The organism is Micromonospora sp. NPDC049240 (genome assembly GCF_040647835.1).
Taxonomy (GTDB): domain Bacteria; phylum Actinomycetota; class Actinomycetes; order Mycobacteriales; family Micromonosporaceae; genus Micromonospora.
The window spans coordinates 107,212-125,191 of sequence record NZ_JBEZCX010000023.1 but is presented as its reverse complement, the minus strand read 5'-3'; the positions used below and the strand labels follow the sequence as shown (position 1 = coordinate 125,191).

20 protein-coding genes are annotated in these 17,980 nt (G+C 73.2%); 16 read left to right on the top strand and 4 right to left on the bottom strand.

Annotated features, from left to right (window positions below):
• The coding region (locus tag AB0B02_RS27875) for an acyl-CoA dehydrogenase family protein (protein ID WP_357305183.1) at positions 1–380 on the bottom strand (380 nt) is incomplete at its 3' end.
• Between the two features lie 122 nt (positions 381–502).
• Here AB0B02_RS27875 and AB0B02_RS27870 point away from each other — a divergent pair.
• From AB0B02_RS27870 to AB0B02_RS27845, 6 genes are read left to right on the top strand one after another with little or no spacing between them, the layout of a single operon-like run.
• Positions 503–1,474, top strand: coding sequence for a nuclear transport factor 2 family protein (locus AB0B02_RS27870; RefSeq protein ID WP_357305180.1), 972 nt, complete (start codon positions 503–505; stop codon positions 1,472–1,474).
• Positions 1,471–2,220: a nitroreductase family protein gene (locus AB0B02_RS27865; protein ID WP_281940020.1), complete on the top strand. Its 750-nt coding sequence runs from the start codon at positions 1,471–1,473 to the stop codon at positions 2,218–2,220. Before AB0B02_RS27870 ends, AB0B02_RS27865 begins: the two co-directional genes overlap by 4 nt.
• Positions 2,217–2,927: a nitroreductase family protein gene (locus AB0B02_RS27860; protein ID WP_281940022.1), complete on the top strand. Its 711-nt coding sequence runs from the start codon at positions 2,217–2,219 to the stop codon at positions 2,925–2,927. Before AB0B02_RS27865 ends, AB0B02_RS27860 begins: the two co-directional genes overlap by 4 nt.
• Positions 2,924–3,880, top strand: a complete 957-nt coding sequence (locus tag AB0B02_RS27855; protein WP_357305176.1) for a zinc-binding dehydrogenase — start codon at positions 2,924–2,926, stop codon at positions 3,878–3,880. Before AB0B02_RS27860 ends, AB0B02_RS27855 begins: the two co-directional genes overlap by 4 nt.
• The gene (locus AB0B02_RS27850) at positions 3,877–4,599 is read left to right on the top strand and encodes an enoyl-CoA hydratase/isomerase family protein (protein ID WP_357305173.1); all 723 of its coding nucleotides are present in this window, start codon (positions 3,877–3,879) and stop codon (positions 4,597–4,599) included. The genes AB0B02_RS27855 and AB0B02_RS27850 overlap by 4 nt, the downstream gene beginning before the upstream one ends.
• A gap of 37 nt (positions 4,600–4,636) precedes the next feature.
• On the top strand, positions 4,637–5,125 hold the full coding sequence (locus AB0B02_RS27845; protein WP_281940028.1) for a MaoC family dehydratase: 489 nt from the start codon (positions 4,637–4,639) through the stop codon (positions 5,123–5,125).
• A 22-nt stretch (positions 5,126–5,147) separates the two neighbouring features.
• Here the strand turns inward: AB0B02_RS27845 and AB0B02_RS27840 are convergent, their stop codons facing one another.
• Genes AB0B02_RS27840 through AB0B02_RS27830 form a run of 3 tightly spaced genes read right to left on the bottom strand, consistent with a single transcriptional unit; the run spans position 5,148 to position 7,212 of the window.
• Positions 5,148–5,660, bottom strand: coding sequence for a flavin reductase family protein (locus AB0B02_RS27840; protein WP_357305169.1), 513 nt, complete (start codon positions 5,658–5,660; stop codon positions 5,148–5,150).
• Positions 5,660–6,478, bottom strand: coding sequence for a VOC family protein (locus tag AB0B02_RS27835; RefSeq protein WP_357305166.1), 819 nt, complete (start codon positions 6,476–6,478; stop codon positions 5,660–5,662). The genes AB0B02_RS27840 and AB0B02_RS27835 overlap by 1 nt, the downstream gene beginning before the upstream one ends.
• Complete coding sequence (locus AB0B02_RS27830) at positions 6,475–7,212, bottom strand: enoyl-CoA hydratase/isomerase family protein (protein WP_357305163.1); 738 nt, start codon at positions 7,210–7,212, stop codon at positions 6,475–6,477. Before AB0B02_RS27830 ends, AB0B02_RS27835 begins: the two co-directional genes overlap by 4 nt.
• A gap of 191 nt (positions 7,213–7,403) precedes the next feature.
• Here AB0B02_RS27830 and AB0B02_RS27825 point away from each other — a divergent pair, with 191 nt between their 5' ends.
• Genes AB0B02_RS27825 through AB0B02_RS27780 form a run of 10 tightly spaced genes read left to right on the top strand, consistent with a single transcriptional unit; the run spans position 7,404 to position 17,959 of the window.
• Positions 7,404–8,927, top strand: coding sequence for an ABC transporter substrate-binding protein (locus AB0B02_RS27825; RefSeq protein ID WP_281940036.1), 1,524 nt, complete (start codon positions 7,404–7,406; stop codon positions 8,925–8,927).
• A gap of 2 nt (positions 8,928–8,929) precedes the next feature.
• Positions 8,930–9,775, top strand: a complete 846-nt coding sequence (locus AB0B02_RS27820; RefSeq protein ID WP_357305159.1) for an ATP-binding cassette domain-containing protein — start codon at positions 8,930–8,932, stop codon at positions 9,773–9,775.
• The gene (locus tag AB0B02_RS27815; RefSeq protein ID WP_357305156.1) at positions 9,772–10,695 is read left to right on the top strand and encodes an ABC transporter permease; all 924 of its coding nucleotides are present in this window, start codon (positions 9,772–9,774) and stop codon (positions 10,693–10,695) included. Before AB0B02_RS27820 ends, AB0B02_RS27815 begins: the two co-directional genes overlap by 4 nt.
• Before the next feature lie 5 nt (positions 10,696–10,700).
• A complete protein-coding gene (locus AB0B02_RS27810; protein ID WP_281940041.1) occupies positions 10,701–11,591 on the top strand; it encodes an ABC transporter permease in 891 nt (296 codons plus the stop codon).
• Positions 11,588–12,379, top strand: coding sequence for an ABC transporter ATP-binding protein (locus AB0B02_RS27805; RefSeq protein WP_281940043.1), 792 nt, complete (start codon positions 11,588–11,590; stop codon positions 12,377–12,379). The genes AB0B02_RS27810 and AB0B02_RS27805 overlap by 4 nt, the downstream gene beginning before the upstream one ends.
• A 17-nt stretch (positions 12,380–12,396) precedes the next feature.
• A complete protein-coding gene (locus AB0B02_RS27800; RefSeq protein WP_357305152.1) occupies positions 12,397–13,815 on the top strand; it encodes a zinc ribbon domain-containing protein in 1,419 nt (472 codons plus the stop codon).
• Positions 13,805–14,989, top strand: coding sequence for an acetyl-CoA acetyltransferase (locus AB0B02_RS27795; protein WP_357305148.1), 1,185 nt, complete (start codon positions 13,805–13,807; stop codon positions 14,987–14,989). The genes AB0B02_RS27800 and AB0B02_RS27795 overlap by 11 nt, the downstream gene beginning before the upstream one ends.
• The gene (locus AB0B02_RS27790) at positions 14,986–15,924 is read left to right on the top strand and encodes an SDR family NAD(P)-dependent oxidoreductase (protein WP_281940046.1); all 939 of its coding nucleotides are present in this window, start codon (positions 14,986–14,988) and stop codon (positions 15,922–15,924) included. The genes AB0B02_RS27795 and AB0B02_RS27790 overlap by 4 nt, the downstream gene beginning before the upstream one ends.
• A gap of 14 nt (positions 15,925–15,938) precedes the next feature.
• Entirely contained in the window at positions 15,939–16,433 is a 495-nt protein-coding gene (locus AB0B02_RS27785) for a VOC family protein (RefSeq protein WP_281940048.1), read from the top strand.
• On the top strand, positions 16,433–17,959 hold the full coding sequence (locus AB0B02_RS27780) for an AMP-binding protein (RefSeq protein WP_357305144.1): 1,527 nt from the start codon (positions 16,433–16,435) through the stop codon (positions 17,957–17,959). The genes AB0B02_RS27785 and AB0B02_RS27780 overlap by 1 nt, the downstream gene beginning before the upstream one ends.
• Positions 17,960–17,980: the final 21 nt, after the last annotated feature.

Sequence of the window (17,980 nt, the reverse complement as noted above, 5' to 3'; positions counted from 1 at the left end):
GAGAGGCAGTAGGAGAACATCGCGTCACCCGAGGCCACCGGCGTCAGGTACCGGCGCTTCAGCTCCTCGGAGCCGGCCAACAGCAGCGGCATGGTCCCGAGCTTGTTGCCGGCCGGGATCAGTGACGACGAGGCGCACGCGCGTGCGATCTCCTCGATGACGATCGCGGTGGCGAGGGCGTCGGCGCCGGCGCCGCCGTACTCGACCGGGATGTGCGGCGCGTGGAAGTCGGCGGCGCGCAGCGCGTCGTAGGCGTTCTGCGGGAACTGGGCGGTCTCGTCGGCGATGGCGGCGTGCGGTGCGACCTTGTCGTCGCACACGTCCCGCACCGCCTCCCGTACCGCCGCGTGCTCCTCGGGCAGTTGGTACGCCTCGAACACCGCAAAGACCCCCTCGTCGCTGACCTGGCCCCAAGAATACCATCCGGTCGGTATGTATTTCTCCTTGAGTTACCCGCTCGGAGAGTGTTAGATACCCACCAGTCGGAATGTTGGAGGCCGGGATGACACGTGCCGTCCAGGCGGGCATGGACTTCGTCTCCGCGCTCGACCGGGGGAGCCTCGGCGGCCTCGCTCGCCTGTGCGCCCCGGACGCGACCTGGTGGGTCGACACCGGTCCGGACCGGCGCGGTGGCGACCCGGGCCTCGCCCCACACGGAAGTGGACGCTTCCCGCTGCACGGCATCATGCGGATGGACGACAAGCTCGCGCTGATGCGCTCGCTCGGTCCCCGGGCGTTCCCCACCGGCTGCCGCCAGATCCCGCGTCGCGTCGTCGCCGGGGACGACACCTGCGTCATCGAGGTCGAGGGGTACGGCGTGCACGCCGGTGGGCTGGAGTACGCCAACCGCTACGGCTTCGTCTTCGACGTCGACCCGGCCGGCGCCGTGGTCGCGGTGCGCGAGTACCTCGACACCAGCCACGCGCAACACGTGGTGGGCGGCGGCGCGGCCGTCCCCCGTAGCAGCCTCGACCGCCGCCCGGCCCGCGCCGCGCCCGGTCCCGCCGACGCGCCCCGGCCCCTGCGGGCCGCGCTGGCCATGTGGCCGGCCCTGGCCCGGGGCGACCTCGACGCGTTCGGCGCCCTCTTCACCGCCGACGCCACCTGGTGGACCGACTCCGGCCGGCACCGTGACCGGGGCCGGCCGCACGGGTGGGGCGATCTCGACGCCAACGGCCCGTTCCACGGCCGGGTGCCGATGACCGCGAAGCTCGCCGCGATGCGGGCACGTCTCGCCGGCGGCGCGTACCGGTCGGCCGCGGTCGAGGTGACCGCCGACCGGTGGGTCGTCGACGACACGCTCGTCGCCGTCGAGGCCCACGGCGACGCCACGCTCGGCGACGGGTCCCGCTACCAGAACCGCTACCTCTGGATCGTCGACGTGCGTGCCGGTGGCATCGCCGAGGTCCGGGAGTACTGCGACACCCTGCACATCGCTGACCTGATGGGCTTCGACGCGGAGGTCGGCCGATGACGCTGCCGTTCACCGACCTCAACCACGTGCTGACCACCACCCGGTCGGTGCGCCTGCGCCTGGACTACGACCGCCCGGTGCCGATCGGCCTGATCGGCGAGTGCCTGCAACTCGCCCTGCAGGCGCCCACCGGCGGCGGTGCCGAGGACTGGCGCTGGCTCGTCGTCGGCGACCCGGCGCTCAAGGCCGAGCTGGCGACGCTCTACCACGCCGCCTACCTCACGTACGTGCACGAGCCGCTGCACAGCGAGGCGGGCGCGGAGAGCGAGACCGTCCGGGGACGCCTCGGTGGTGTCGACGGGCACGGCACGGTCAGCGCCCGGACCGCGCGGATCCTCCGGGGCGCCGAGCACCTGGCGCGCACCATCGGCCGGGCGCCCTACCTCGTCATCCCGTGCGCGACCCGGCCCAACCCGGCCACCGGCGGACCCGGCACGAACTCCGCCGTCTACGGGTCGCTCTATCCGGCGATCTGGCAGTTCAACCTGGCCCTGCGGGCACGCGGGCTGGGCACGGTCATCACCACCCTGCACCTGCACCACGCGGCGTCCGCCGCCGCGCTGCTCGGCATCCCCGACGACGCGCTGCAGATCACCATGCTGCCGGTCGCCCACACCCGCGGCACCGACTTCAGGGTCGCGGCCCGCCGGCCGGTGAGCAGCGTCAGCTACCTCGACCGGTGGGGAGTGCCGTTGCCCTACCGGGACAAGCCCGTCGACCGCCTCACCGGGGAGGACCACGTATGAGTACCGCTGTGATCACCGACATCGACGAGGTGCTGACGACCACCCGGGCGGTGCGACACCGGATGGACTTCGACCGGCCAGTGGGCCGCGCCGTCGTCGAGGAGTGCCTGCGCTTGGCGCAGCAGGCGCCGATGGGCTCCAACCTGGAGGACTGGCGCGCCGTGGCGGTCGACGACCCGGCGCTGCGGCGGAAGCTGTCCGAGCTCTACACCGAGATCTGGTACGAGACGGTCGAGCGTCCGCTGGCCGGCGGCGAGGCAGCCACCACCACCCGGCTGTCGCCGGCGGTCCGTGGCGACCCGTCGGCCCAGGCCCGGCAGCACCGGGTCCTCGCCGCGGTGAAGCACCTCGTCGACCACCTGGCCGAGGTGCCCGTCCTGGTCGTCCTGTGCAGCACCAAGCCGATCCCCGAGCGGCCGGTCGGCGGCGCCGCGTCCGGGTACTACGGCTCGATCTTCCCGTTCGCCTGGTCGTTCCAGCTCGCGCTGCGGTCCCGGGGCCTCGGCTCGGTGCTTGCCACCGCCATGGCGCACCGGGCCACCCGGGTACGGGCGGTGCTCGGCCTGCCCGACGGATGGCGACCGGTCACGCTCATCCCGGTCGCGTACACCAAGGGTCTGGCCTTCCGCCCCGCGGCCCGGGCCGACCTCGCCGACGTGGCGTTCTGGAACGGGCCCACCGAGCGGGCCGCAACGGCGTCGGCATGAGAGCCGCCTACGTCGTCGAGCCCTCCGCCGACCACCCGGTCGACGCGCTGCGCGTCGGCGACCTCGACGCCCCGCCGGCGCCCGCCGGCTGGGTGAGCGTCGACGTGCGGGCCGGCGCGCTGAACATGCACGACATCTGGAGCCTGCGCGGTGTCGGCGTCCCACCCCCCGACGGTCCCCGCGTCCTCGGCAGCGACGCGGCAGGCGTGGCCGGGGACCGCGAGGTGATCGTCTATCCCGTGCTGCCCACCGCGCCGACCGGCCGGACCGTCACCCACGCGACTCTGCTGCCGGACGCCGGCCACGGCGTCCTCGCCGAGCGCGTCGTGGTACCGGCGGCGCACCTGGTGCCCAAGCCCGCCGGGCTGAGTTGGGCCGAGGCGGCGAGCCTGCCCACGGCCTGGCTGACCGCGTACCGCATGTTGTTCACCCGGGCGGCGCTCTCGCCCGGGCAGGTGGTGCTCGTCCAGGGCGCGGGTGGCGGCGTCGCGACCGCCGCGACCTGCCTCGCCGTGGCCGCCGGCGCCATCGTCATGGTCACCTCCCGCTCCCCGGCCAAACGGGAGCGGGCGCTGGCCCTCGGCGCGGCCGTCGCTCTGGACAGCGGCGAGCGGACACCGGAGTTGGCCGACGTCGTCGTCGAGACCGTCGGCCCGGCGACGTTCGCGCACTCGGTCCGCTCGACCCGGGCCGGCGGCGCCGTCGTGGTGTGCGGCGGCACGAGCGGCTTCACCGCCCACCTGGACCTGCCCCGCCTGTTCGCCCGGGAGATCACCGTCCACGGCTCGACCATGGGCACGCTCGACGAACTCCGGTCCCTGGTCGAGTTCGTCGACACCCACCACGTCCGGCCGGTCGTGAACAGCGTCGTCGACCTCGCCGACATCCACCGCCAGGCCGGCCGGATGCTCGCCGGCGCCGGCTTCGGCAAGCTCTGCGTGAGCCTGTCGTGACCTCCGTCGTGGTGACCCGCCGCGGGCCCGCCCTGTGGGCGCGGATCGACAGCGCCGGCGCCGGCAACGCCTGCGACAGCACGGTGCTGGCCGGTCTCGAAGGGTGGCTCGCCGGTGCGACCGATCCGGACGTGCGGGTGCTCGTGCTCACCGGGACCGGCCGGAGCTTCTGCGCCGGGGCCGACCTCGCCGAGACCACCGGCCTGCTCGGGGACCTGCCCGCGCTGCTGGCCCTCCTCGACCGGGGCCGCCGCCTGGTACGCCGGATGCGGGCAGCGGAGCTGCCCACCGTCGCGGCGGTCAACGGGGCGGCCTTCGGCGGCGGTCTGGAACTGCTGCTCGCCTGCGACATCGCGGTCGCCGCCGACAGCGCCCGGATCGGCGACCGGCACCTCGCCGTCGGCCAGGTGCCGGGCTGGGGATCCAGTGTGCTGCTGCCGCTCGCCGTCGGTCCGGCGCTCGCCCGGCGGCTGCTGGTCACCGGCGAGACCTGGTCGGCCGAGGATTCCGCGCGCCGCGGCCTGGTCAGTGGGACTGTCGCCGACGACCAACTGGTCGCGCACGTCGACGCGCTGGCGGCGGCCGTCGCGGCCCTCGACCCGACGGCGGTCCGGCGGATGCTGCGCATCGCCCGGCCCGTCGTCGCGGACGCGGCCTGGGAGCGCGAGTGGGAGACGCTCACCGCGCACGTCACGGCCCAGGCGACCGGCGTTGAGTGACGCTTCCGGACCGACCATGCGAAACGGAGTCCCGCAGATGCGAGCCACCAGACGAACCACCGTACGCACGCCGGACGACCTGCTGGAGCTGGTCGGCGCGGAGTTGGGCGTCAGCGCGCCTCAGGTGGTGACCCAGGGGCAGGTCGACCAGTTCGCCGACGTCACCGGCGACCACCAGTGGATCCACGTCGACGTCGAGCGGGCGCGGTCCGGGCCGTTCGGTGGCACGGTCGTGCACGGCTTCCTGACCCTGTCCCTCGTGCCCCGGCTGCTGGCCGACATCCTCGAGGTGCGGACGTTCTCGATGGGGGTCAACTACGGGCTGGACCGGGTCCGGTTCGTCAAGCCGCTGCCGCCGGGCGTCGAGATCCAGGGCGTCGCCACGCTCGTCTCGGCCGCGCCGATCCCCGCCCCGGCGGCCGGAGGGGCCGCCGGGGTGCAGGCCAAGGCGTCGGTGACGGTGGAGTTCGTCGACGGGTCGCAGCCCTGCTGCGTGGCCGAGATCCTGTTCCGCTACTACGACTGAGCCGGCGCCGGTGGGCCGGCGCTCACTCGGTCGCCGCGCGCGACGGCGTGACGAACCGACCCCGGTAGAACGACAGCGCCGGCACGTCCGTCGGCTTCAGGTGGACCCGGTCGACGTCGAGCAGGAAGATCACGTGATCGCCGCTGGTGATCACCTCGTCGCGCACCCCGGCGAGGATCGCCGGGGTGCCGGGGAGCAGCGGTACGCCGTCCGGGCCGGGCACCCAGGACACACCGCTGAGCCGTTCGGCGCCGGACAGGCCCGAGGTGGCGAACCGTCGGGCCACGTCCTCCTGGTCCTGGCCGAGGATGTGGATGGCGATCCGGTCGGACCCCATCAGCACGGGGAAGCTCGACGAGTGGCTGGTGACGCAGAAGAGCACCTTCGCCGGTTCGAGCGAGACCGAGGTGAACGAGTTGACGGTCAGCGCGGCGACGGCGCCGTCCGCGGCCACCGCGGTCACCGCGGTGACGCCGGTGGGGAAGTGTCCGCACACCTGGCGGAACTCGGCGGAGTCGAACAGGGGCTCGGCCATCATCGGTTCACCGCCGGGTCGAGGGAGTCGTGGTCGGGCCGCAGCCCGTCTTCGAGCTGGATGAGGCAGAGCGTGTGTCCACCGGGGTCCTTCACCAGGTGCAGCCGCCCGTGCGGGCTGTCCACCGGTCCGACCGTCGGTTGCCCGCCCAGGGCGGCGACCCGGGCCACCGCGTCGTCGAGGGACGCGACCGCGAAGTAGGTGATCCACTTCGACGGGATCGGGTTGGGCCAGTCGTTGTCGAGTTCGAGGACGCCGGCGACCGGGACGTCGCCGAGCATCAGCAGCGTGTAGGGCCGCGTGGTGGGTGAGTCGCCGCGCTGCCGGGTGGTGTAGCCGAACAGGGAGCGGTAGTAGGCCACCGAAGCGGCGGGCTCCCCGGTGTCCAGCTCGTTCCAGCACAACGCGCCGACCGAGTTCAGTGCCTGGACGCCGGCGCGGGATTCGCCCTGGTAGAGACCGAAGGCCGCGCCGAAGGGGTCGACGACTGCCGCGCCGGTGCCGGCCGCCGGCAGGTATCGGGGTGGCGTGACCAGTTCACCGCCGAGCGCCACCGCCTGGCGGGTGGACCGGGTGATGTCGTCGACGGCGAAGTAGGTGATCCAGCCCCGGGGGCGGTCGCCGTGCAGCGCGGCGGCGTCGGAGATCCCGGCGACGTCGCGGCCGTCGACGCCGCACATCCGGTAGGTCGTGGCGCCCAGCCGTTCGGGGCGGATCGTCCAGCCGAGCAGCGAGCGGTAGAACGTCTCGACCCGCTCCGGGTCGGGGGTGCACAGCTCCACCCAGACCGCCTCGCCGGGCTCGAATCGATGGCTCATCCGGCGGCTCCCCACCTGGTCGGGCCCGCGACGACGGTGCGGGCCGAGATGTCGTACGCCTGGTCGGCGGTGCCGGTGGCCAGGCTCGACTCGACGACGGCGACCACCGCCCGCAGTGTCGGTCCGGGCACGGCCAGCAGCGTGTCGACGAGGTCGTCCACCGCGTGGTCGAGGTCGTCGTCGTCGACCACCTCGACGACCAGTCCCCAGGCGAGCAGTTGCCGGGCGGTCGCGGTCGCCGCGCCGGTCAGCAGATGGTAGGCGTGCTGGCGGGGTATCGACCGGGCGATCGTGTGGCCGACGCCGGCGGGGGCGAAGCCGTACCGGGCCTCCGGGAGGGACAGCCGGGCGTCGGCCGCGGCGATCGGCAGGTGCACGGCGCTGAGCAGGCCGGCGCCGAAACCGATGATCCGCCCTCGGACGGCGGCGACGACGGGCACCGGGAGTCGCCGGATCCGGTGCAGCGCCGCGTCGCTGGCGCGTAGGTCGGCGGCGACCGTCTCCGTGGTGGCGCCGGCCAGCGCGGCGAAGGCGGTGGTGTCCCAGCCGCCGCAGAAGTGTCGACCGGCCATGTCGAGCCGGATCACCACGCAGCGCTCGTCGGCGGCGGCGGACTCCAGCGTGTCGGCGAGGTCGTACAGGCGAGCGAGGTCGAAGCAGTTGCCGCGTGCCGCGTTGTCGTAGCGGACCCGCGCGAGGCGGCCGTCGTGCCCATGGGTGAGGGTGATGGTCACGACAGGATCATACATACCGGTCGGTATGAAGACAACGTCGCTGGTTGGCCCGGCTCTGTCACACGAATGTCATGGGCGAGACACCCGTGCGACCCGTTGACTTGATACCGGCTGGTCGGTACTTTGTGGCGAACGTCACCGCCGCCTCACGCGGAAGACATGACGGGTCCATCGCTGTGAAGGACACCACGATGATCATGAAGTCCTTGCGTTCCCGGCGCTTCCTGGCAGTCGCCACCGCCCTGACCCTCGCGAGCGCCGGCCTGACCGGATGCGGCGGCTCCGACTCCGACGACGCCGGCGCGTCCGGCACGGCCACCATCCGGGCTCTGCTCGCCGCCCAACCGGCGACGCTCGACCCGATCGTGGGCGCACGCTCCGCCCAGATCGTCTGGGCGACGATGCTCGAACCCCTGATCGACACCGGCGACGACCTGACGCCCACCGACACCGGCCTGGTGACGAGCTGGACCCGCACCGACGCCACCACCTGGACCTTCAAGGTCCGGCCGGACATCAGCTTCAGCAACGGCGAGAAGGCCGACGCGGCAGCGGTCGCCAACACCATCACGCTCACCCGGGACAGCGCCGCGTCGCAGCTCAAGTCCTACTTCGGCAACGTCACCGCGATCGAGGCGCCGGACGCCACCACCGTCGTGGTCAAGACGAAGACCCCGCAGTACGACATCCCCGACCTGCTCACCACCGTCTACCTGGTGCCGCCGAAGTACTACCAGGAGAAGGGCTCGGAGGGCTTCGCCGCCGCGCCGGTCGGCACCGGCCCGTACGTCTGGGGCGGCGCGAACGCCGGCCGCGACATCTCGGTCAAGCGCAACCCCGACTACTGGGGCACCAAGGCGACGAACGAGGGCGTCACCTTCACCTGGGCGAACGAGGCCGCCCAGCGGCTCGCGTTGATCCAGAGCAAGAGCGTCGACGTCTCCTTCGACCTGCCGCCGGCGCAGGCGAGCGCGGCCAAGGCGGCGGGCGTGAACGTGGTGAGCACCGAGACCGCCATGAAGATCATCGCGTTCCTCGACTCGACGAAGGCGCCGTTCGACGACCCGAAGTTGCGCGAGGCGGCGGCGCTGGCTGTCGACCGCGACGCGATCGTCAAGGGCATCTTCGACGGCCAGGCGGTGCCCGACGCCGGCCTGCTCAACGTCCGACCCGGTCAGCAGCCGACGCAGCGCGTGACCGCCGACCCCGCCAAGGCCAAGGAACTCGTCGGCGGCGCGACCCCGAGCGTGCAGATCAGCTACCCGGCGGCGCAGTACACCAACATCGAGGAGGTCTCGCAGGCCGTCGGTGGCAGTCTGGAGAAGGCCGGCTTCAAGGTGACCTACGTGCCGCTCGACTACGGCACGCTGGTCAAGCGGATCATCGGCCGCCAGGTCCCCGGCATCGCGATCTTCGCCGGCGTCCCGAACGTCGCCGTGCCGGACTACTTCGTCAGCGGCTTCATGAAGACGAAGTCGATCACCGGCAACTGCCCCGACCCGCAGATCGACGCGCTCGCCCAGCAGGCGTTGGAGCAGGACGGCGCCGAGCAGGCCACCCCGATCTACGAGCAGCTCAACACGATCGGCGTGGTCCAGAAGCACTGCTACGTCCCGCTCTACCGGCAGGTGTTCAACTACGCCACCGGCCCGGGTGTCGCCGGCGTGGTGTTCGGCCCGCTGAACACCGTGGACTTCACGAAGACGACCCGCTGACGATGGCCGAGGTAGTCAAGACGGGGGCGCCGGGCGACACCGGCCGGCGCCCCCGCACCCCGGCGGCGGACACCCCCGTACTGGTGGTCGACGACCTCGTCGTCGAGCACCGCAACGACCGCACCGGTGAGGTCTTCCGGGCCGTCGACCGGGTGTCGCTGCGCATCGAGGCCGGCGAGAGCGTCGCCGTCGTCGGTGAGTCCGGCTCCGGCAAGACCACGCTCGCGATGGCCGCCACCGGCCTGGGCCCGCGCGGCGCGGGCCAGATCCGGCTGCTCGGCCACCCGCTGCACGCGACCAGCCGCAGCCAACTGCGTCGGCTTCGCCCCGACGTTCAGGTGGTGTTCCAGGATCCGCACGGCTCGCTGGACCCCCGCCAGTCGGTCCGGTCCGGGCTGCGGGAGCTGCGCTCGCTGCAACCCGAGCGGACCTCCTGGATCGGCGACGCCGACCTGCTCGGCCGGGTCCGGCTCGCCCCGGACCTGCTCGACCGCTACCCCCACCAGCTCTCCGGCGGTCAGGCGCAACGGGTCTGCATCGCCCGCGCCCTGCTCATGCGCCCGCGCCTGATCGTGGCCGACGAGCCGACCTCCGGCGTCGACGTCTCCGTCCAGGCCGACGTCCTGGCCCTGCTCCGGCAGATCCGGGCGACCACCGGCGCGGCACTGCTGATGATCAGCCACGACCTGGCCGTGGTCCGCTCCGTCTGCGACTCGGTGCACGTGATGTACCGGGGCCGGGTCGTCGAGGCCGGGCCCTGCGAGACGGTCTTCGGCACACCCGAGCACGACTACACCCGCGAACTGCTCGCCGCGATGCCCGGCGCGCGATGGAGGTCCCGCCGATGAAGGCCCGCACCGTACGCCGCGTCGGCGGCCGGCTCGCCTCGCTGCTCGCCTCCCTGCTCATCGCGCTCAGCCTGGCGTTCCTGCTCGGCCGCCTCTCCGGCGACCCGACCGCCACCATCCTCGGCCCGATGGCCCCGCCCGAGCAGCGCGAGGCACTGCGCCACCAGCTCGGCCTGGACCTGCCCGTCGCCGCCCAGTACCTCGACTACCTCAAGGGCGTCTTCACCGGCGACCTCGGCCAGTCGCTGCAGTTCTACCAGTCGAACGTCTCGATGATCGCCGATCGGTTGCCGTACACCCTCCAGCTCGTCGGCGCCGGCATGGCGCTGGCGCTGCTCGTCGGTGTCCCGCTCGGGGTGCTCGCGGCGACCCGGGAGGGCAGCTGGTGGGACCGGGGAGCCTCCACGCTCGCGCTGCTCGGGCAGTCGGTGCCGGTCTTCTGGTTCGGCATGATGCTCGTGGTGCTGTTCGCCGTGCAGCTCGGCTGGCTGCCCGCCGGGCAGTCGGGCAGCCCGAAGCACCTGGTCCTACCCGCCCTCACCATGTCGGTCTACCCGATGGCACACATCGCCCGACTCACCCGGGCGTCGATGAGCGACGCGCTGGCCGAGCCCTACATCGACTCCGCTCGCGCCCGGGGCATCAGCGCCGGCCGGGTGGTGTGGCGGCACGCCTTCAAGAACGCCATGATGCCGATCCTGACGATCGTCGTGCTGCAGACCGGGATCCTGCTCTCCGGCGCGGTCGCGGTCGAGTACGTCTACTCCTGGCCGGGGCTCGGGCAGCTCGCGTTGCAGGCCATCCAGTTCCGCGACTTCCCGCTGGTGCAGGCGATCGTCGTCTTCGGCGCGCTGGTCTTCGTGCTGTTGAACCTGCTCGTCGACGTGCTGCACTCGGTCGTCGACCCGAGGGTGCGGTGACCACCGTGAGCCAACTCGAACTCGACCCCGTCGCCGCCACCGTGTCGCCGCCCCGGCGGGCCGGCCGCCGCGGGCGTACCTCGGTCTTCTGGCTGGCGGTGCCGCTGGTGGTGGCCGCCGTCGCGGTGTTCGTGCTGCCGCTGACCGGCCTGCTGCCTGAGGCCGGTCAGGACCTGGCCGCGACCCGCCGGCCGCCGGCCTTCCTCGACGGCGGCACCTGGGCGCATCCGCTCGGCACCGACAAGCTCGGCCAGGACCTGCTCACCCAGTTCGTCTCGGCCGGCCGGCTGACCATCGTGATCGGCCTGGTCGGCGCGCTCGTCGCGATCGGCCCCGGCACGCTGCTCGGTCTGCTGGCCGGCTACTTCCGGGGCGGCGTCGACCGGGTCATCTCGATCCTCATCGACGCGCAGCTGGCGCTGCCGTTCATCCTGGTCGCCCTCGCCATCATCGCGAACCGGGGCAGCTCGCTGCCGGTGCTGTTCCTGGTGCTGGCGCTCACCGGCTGGGCGGTGTGCGCCCGGGTCACCCGCGCGGCGACGCTGGCGATCCGGGAACGCCAGTTCGTCATCGGCCTGCGCGCCGCCGGCGCCTCGGAAGCACGGATCGTGTTCCGGCACATCCTGCCCAACCTGGCCGGCACCATCGTCGCGCTCGGCACGCTCCAGGTCGGCACCGCGATCCTGGTCGAGAGCGCGCTGAGCTTCCTCGGCCTGGGCGTGGTCCCCCCGATGAACAGCTGGGGCTCGATGCTGGCCTCCGGCCAGGACGAGCTGAGCCAGGCCTGGTGGATCGCGTTCTTCCCCGGGCTCGCCATCACCCTGCTGGTGCTCCTGGTGAACCTGCTCGGCGACGCGCTGCTCACCCACCACGACCCGCGGAAGAGGCGCCGATGACCGCGCTGCTGGAGTTGTCCGGACTGTCCGTCACCGTCCGCCTCGCCGACGGCGAGCTGCGCCTGCTGGACGACGTCGACCTGCGGATCCGGCAGGGCCAGATCGTCGGCGTGGTCGGCGAGTCCGGCAGCGGCAAGACCACCCTGGCCCGCGCCGTGGTCGGCCTGCTCGACCGCAACGTACGGGTCGAGCGGGGCAGCGTCGCGCTCGCCGGTGACGTGGTGGTCGCCCCCGGCGTCGACCGGACCGACCGGGTCCGGGGCAGCGCCGTGGGCATGGTCTTCCAGGACGCGTCCCGGTCGTTGAACCCGCTGATGAAGGTCCGCACCCAGCTCGCCGAGGTGCTGCGTCGCCACGTCCGCGACATCACCCGGGCCGAGGTCGAGCGGCGCTCGGTGGAGGTGCTGGCGCAGATGCGCATCACCGACCCCCCGCGCGTCCTGGACAGCTATCCCCACCAGCTCTCCGGCGGGCTCCGGCAACGGGTCGCCATCGGCCTCGCCGTCGTCACCCGCCCCGCGCTGGTGATCGCCGACGAGTGCACCACCGCCCTGGACGTGACCACCCAGACCAAGGTCGTCGACCTGTTCCGCACCCTGGTCGACGAGCTCGGCATCGGCCTGCTGTTCGTCACCCACGACCTGATGCTGGCCAGCGACCTCTGCCATCGGATCGCGGTGATGAGCGGCGGCCGGGTCGTCGAGCAGGGCGACGCGACGGACGTGCTGGACCACCCGCGGCAGGACTACACCCGGCGCCTGCTCGCCGCCATTCCCTCGTGGAGCTGAAGGAGAACGCGCGCCCCATGTCCGAACAGCCCGGCATCGACGCCTACGCGGCCTACCTACCGGCGTACGCGCTCGACGACAACAGACTGGACGTGACCGGGCCGCCGCGTGCCGGCGGCCCGGCGCGCGGCGTCGCCGCGTACGACGAGGACGCCGTCACCATGGCCGTCGAGGCGTTGCGGCACATCGCCGCCGACACCCCGGCGGGCCGGCAGCTGCTGCTCGCCACCACCAGCGCGCCGTACGAGGCGAAGACCTCGGCCGGGGTGGTGCACGAGGCGCTGGGGCTCGACCCCGGCGTGACCGCGCTCGACCTGCGCGGCCACCGCGCCGGCGCGTCCGCCCTCGACCTGGTGCTGCGGGCCGGCGCGACGGCGGCGCTGGCCGACGTGCGGACCACCCGGCCCGGCGCGCCCGACGAACTGGCCCAGGGGGACGCCGCCGCGGCGTTCGTCGGTGGCCTTCGGGCCGCCGTGCTCCTCGCGCGCGTCGGCCGGACCGCCGAGGTGCTGGACCGGTGGCGGCTGCCCGGGGAGCGGCACGACCGGGTCTGGGACGAACGGTTCACCGCCGAGATCCTCGTCGCCGCCGGCCTCGACGCCGCCCGCCGGGCCCTGGCCGAGGCGTCCCTCGACACGGTCGACCAGGTGGTCGTGTCGTCGTCGAACCCGCGGGCCGCGACGGCGCTGCGCCGGGCGCTCGGCGGCTCGGGGCAGGACGCGGTCATCGAGCGGGCCACCGGCTTCACCGGCGCCGCCCACCCCGGGCTGCTGCTCGCCGCCGCGCTCGACGAGGCACCGCCCGGTCAGAGCATCCTGCTGCTGTCCGCCACCGAGGGCGCCGATGCGTTCGTGCTGCGGGTCGGTGCCGGGGTACGCGCGGCGCGCGGCGGGCCGTCGGTACGCGCCCAGCTCGCCGCGCGACAGCGCCTCGGCTACGGCCGCTACCTGCGCTGGCGCGGGTTGCTCGACGTCCAGGGACCGGCCCGGCCGGCGGCGCCGGCGCCGGCCGCCCCGCCGATGCACCGGCGGGCCGGCTGGAAGTACCGGCTGGAGGGCAGCCGGTGCGACGCCTGCGGCCGGGTCACCACGCCGCCCGGTCGGGTCTGCGCGTCCTGCGGCGTCGACGGGTCGGGCGCCGCGACCGCGAAGGTCTCGCTGCGCGACCGCACCGCCCGGGTGGTCTCGGCCACCCGGGACCACCTGACGACCATGCCGGAGCCGGAGGTCGCCATCGTCGTCGCCGACGTGGACGGCGGCGGCCGGCTCAGCGCGTACGCCACCGACGTCCCGCCCGGCGACGTCGTGGTGGGCATGCCGATGACACCCACCTTCCGGCGGCTCTGGACCACCGACTCGATCCACAACTACTTCTGGAAGCTCCGCCCGGCCCGTCCGGAAACCGCGCCAGGGAAGGACACCGCTGATGGCCAGTAGGCGTACCGCGCAGGACGTCGCGATCGTCGCGATGGGCTGCACCCCGTTCCGGGACCACTGGGACCGCTCCGCCGACGACCTGCTCGTCGACGCCGTGCGGGAGTGCGTCGGGTCGCTGCCCGACGTCACGCTCGGCGACGTCGACGCGTTCTGGGTCGGCACCCAGGGCTCGGGCATGTCCGGGCAGACCCTGGCCCGCCCGCTGCGGCTGGTGGGCAAGCCGGTCACCCGGGTCGAGAACTACTGCGCCACCGGGTCGGAGGCGTTCCGCAACGCGGCGTTCGCGGTGGCATCCGGGGCGTACGACATGGTGATGGCGACCGGCGTGGAGAAGCTGAAGGACTCCTCGTACTCCGGCCTGTCGGCGGTGTTCCCGCCGGCCGACGGCACCGACGTGGACTGGACCGCGCCGGCCGGGTTCTCCCTGCTCGCCCCGGCCTACCAGGAGGCGTACGGGGTGGACGCCGGGCAGATGCGCGGCGCGCTGACGAAGGTCGCCATGAAGAACCACGCCAACGGCGCCCGCAACGAGCGCGCCCAGTTCCGCAGGGCGGTCTCCGCCGAGACCGTGGAGAACTCGCCGCGGATCGCCGGGCCGCTCGGGGTGATGGACTGCTCGGGCGTCTCCGACGGCGCGGCGGCGGCGATCCTGGTCCGGGCCGAGGACGCCCACCGGTACACCGACAAGCCGGTCTACCTGCGGGGGATGAGCTTCGTCGCCGGCTCGGGGGCCGGGCTGGCCGCCGACGGCTACGACTTCACCACCTTCCCCGAGGTGGTCGCCGCGGCCGGCGAGGCGTACGAGCAGGCGGGCGTCACCGACCCGGCGTCGGAGATCTCGCTGGCCGAGGTGCACGACTGCTTCACCCCGACCGAGGTGGTGCTGATGGAGGATCTCGGCTTCTCCGCGCGCGGCAAGGCGTGGCGCGACATCCTCGACGGCCGGTACGACCTCGACGGGGCGCTCCCGGTCAACACCGACGGCGGCCTCAAGTCGTTCGGCCACCCGATCGGCGCGACCGGACTGCGGATGATGTTCGAGTGCTTCACCCAACTGCGGGGCGAGGCCGGCGCGCGGCAGGTGCCCGACGCCCGGCTGGCGGTCGCGCAGAACCTCGGCGGGCAGCCGGGCTCCTGCGTCGCGTTCGTCGCGGTCCTGGGGAACCAGCGATGAGCGGCCGGGTCACCCTCGACGGCAGGGTCGTGATCGTCACCGGCGCCGGCAACGGCATCGGCCGGGCGCACGCGCTGGCCCTCGCCGAGCGGGGCGCCTCGGTGGTCGTCAACGACCTCGGCGGCACGGTCGACGGCTCGGGTTCCTCCGGCGCGGCCGAGCGGGTCGTCGCGGAGATCCGCGCGGCCGGCGGCGTCGCCGTCGCGTCGACCGACTCGGTGGCCACCGCCGCCGGGGGCGCCGACCTCGTCGGCCGGGCGATCGACGGGTTCGGCCGGATCGACGCGGTCATCCACAACGCCGGCATCCTGCGTGACCGGACGCTGGCCAAGATGGCCGACGAGGACGTACGCGCGGTGCTCGACGTGCACCTGGCCGGCGCGTTCCACGTGCTGCGCCCCGCCTGGCCGCACCTGGTCGAGCGGGGGTACGGCCGGATCGTGCTGACCAGTTCGTCGTCCGGCCTGTTCGGCAACTTCGGCCAGGCCAACTACGGCGCCGCCAAGGCCGGCCTGATCGGTCTGATGAACGTGCTCGCGTTGGAGGGCGCCCGCCGGGGCATCCTGGTCAACGCGATCGCGCCCACCGCGGCGACCCGGATGACCGAGAACCTCCTCGGTGAGCTGACCGACCGGTTCGACCCGCGGCACGTCGCCGCGGTGGCCACCTTCCTCGCCTCCGAGCAGTGCCGGCTCAACCGGCACATCCTCACCGTCGGGGGCGGCCGGGTGGGGCGGATCTTCCTGGGCGTCACCCCCGGCTGGTACGGCGGGACCGAGCCGGCCTCGCCCGACGACATCCTCGACGCCGTCGACGACATCTGCCGGCTCGACGACTTCATCGTCCCCGACAGCGGCGCCGACGAGGTCACGCTGATCCAGCGCGTCCTCGGCGGGCCGTCCGGACCGTCCGCCCGAGCCGTCGCGAATCAGTGAGAAAGCGAGTCATCATGCCGGTCAGCGAAGTGCACCACGTGGCCATGACCGTCTCCGACGTCGACCGCGCCGCGGACTTCTACGAGCGGGCGCTGGGTTACCGCCGGACGTTGCGTACCGAGGTCGGCGGCCCCGGGATCGAGGTGTCGCTGGGACTGCCGGCCGGCACCACCGGCCGGGTCCAGTACCTCCAGGGGCCCAGCCGGATCGGGCAGCTCGAACTCATCGAGTGGAACGGTGTCAAGACCCGCACGGCCACCGCCGGGCACCTGGAGCTGGGCACGTTCCTGCTCAGCTTCGAGGTGCCGCGCGACGAGCTGGACGAGCTGCACCAGCGGCTGGTCGACCTGGGCGCGGAGTGCCTGTCCGCGCCGAACCGGGTGCTGCTGGAGAACTACGGCCACATCACCGCCTTCGCCGCCCGCGACCTCGACGGCAACCTGCTCGAGTTCGTGTCCCTGCCGTCCCGGGAGGAGATCCTGGCCCGGCGGCGGGGGAGCGACGACTGATGGCCGGCAGCAACGTCACCGAGACTCTGCGCCGCCAGGCGTTGCGCCGCGCCGACTCCGAGGCCCTGGTCGACGGCGACGCCCGCTGGACGTACGCCGAGCTGGACGCGGACGTCGACCGGCACGCGGCGGCGCTGCGGGACGCCGGCCTCGGCGACGGTGACCTGGTCGGGGTGCTGGGACGCAACACCGCCACCTACGTCATCGAGCTGCTGGCGCTGAGCCGGCTCGGCGCGATCTCGGTGCCGCTGAACTGGCGGCTGCACGTCGACGAGCAGGCGTACGTCATCACGCAGGCCGGCATCACCGGCCTGCTCTACGACGACGACTTCGCCGACGACGTGGCCCGGTTGGCGGCCGCGACCGGGTTGCGGGCGCTCGTCGCCAACGGCGATCGGGTGGTCGCCGGCGCCCGGCGGCTGGCCGACCTGCGGGACCGGCAGCCGCCGGGGGTGCGGGTCGCCGACGCGGAGAAGGGGCCCGCCGACATCCACCGGCTGCTCTACACCTCGGGCACCACGGCGCGGCCCAAGGGCGTCATCCACACCTGCGGGAACCTCACCGCGAACCACTTCGCGCAGATCCTGGAGCTGGAACTCACCGCCGACGACCGGATCCTCGTCTCCGCGCCGCTGTTCCACGTCAGCGGGCTGGAGGCGCCCGGCCTGGCGACGTTCGTGGCCGGCGCGACGATGGTGCTCACGCCGACGTTCACGCCGGCGGACATCGCCCGGATCGCGGCCGGGGAACGCGTCACCGGCATGGTCCTGGCCGCGCAGATCCTGTTCGGACTGCTCGACCTCGACGAGCCGCCGGACCTGTCGTCGCTGCGCTACCTGCTCTTCGCCGGGGTCGCGCCGGGCGTGCGGCGCGAGGTGAAGCGCCGGCTGTCGCACGTGCGCCTGGTCGACACGTTCGGCATGACCGAGCTGTGCAACGGGGTCTGCTACCTGGACGCCGCCCACGAGGAGTCCAAGCTGGGCGCGCTGGGGGCGCCGTTCCCCGGGGTGCACATCCGGATCGTCGACGAGCACTTCCGGCCGGTCGGCCCCGACGTCGAGGGGGAGATCATCGTGCGGGGGGAGAAGGTCTCTCCCGGCTACTGGAAAGACGACGAGGCCAACCGGCGTACCCGGCGTGACGGTTGGTTCCTCACCGGCGACATCGGGCGGATCGACGCCGACGGCTACCTGTGGTTCGTCGACCGCCGCGCCGACCTGATCAAGTCCGGCGGGGAGAACATCGCCGGGGCCGAGATCGAGCGGGTCCTCGCCCAGCACCCCGGCGTCGCCGAGGTCGCCGTGATCGGGGTGCCGGACCCGCGGTGGGACGAGGTCCCCAAGGCGTTCGTCATCCTCACCGACGGGGCGGTCACCACCGTCGAGGAACTGCGCGAGCACTGCCGGGCCAGCCTGGCCCGGTACAAGGTGCCGAAGTACGTGCAGATCGTGGCGTCGTTGCCGCGCAACGACTCCGGCAAGGTCCTGAAGAAGGGCCTGCGCGAGGCCGAGGCGGCCCGGGCATGAGTGAACGCACCGAGCGCAGCG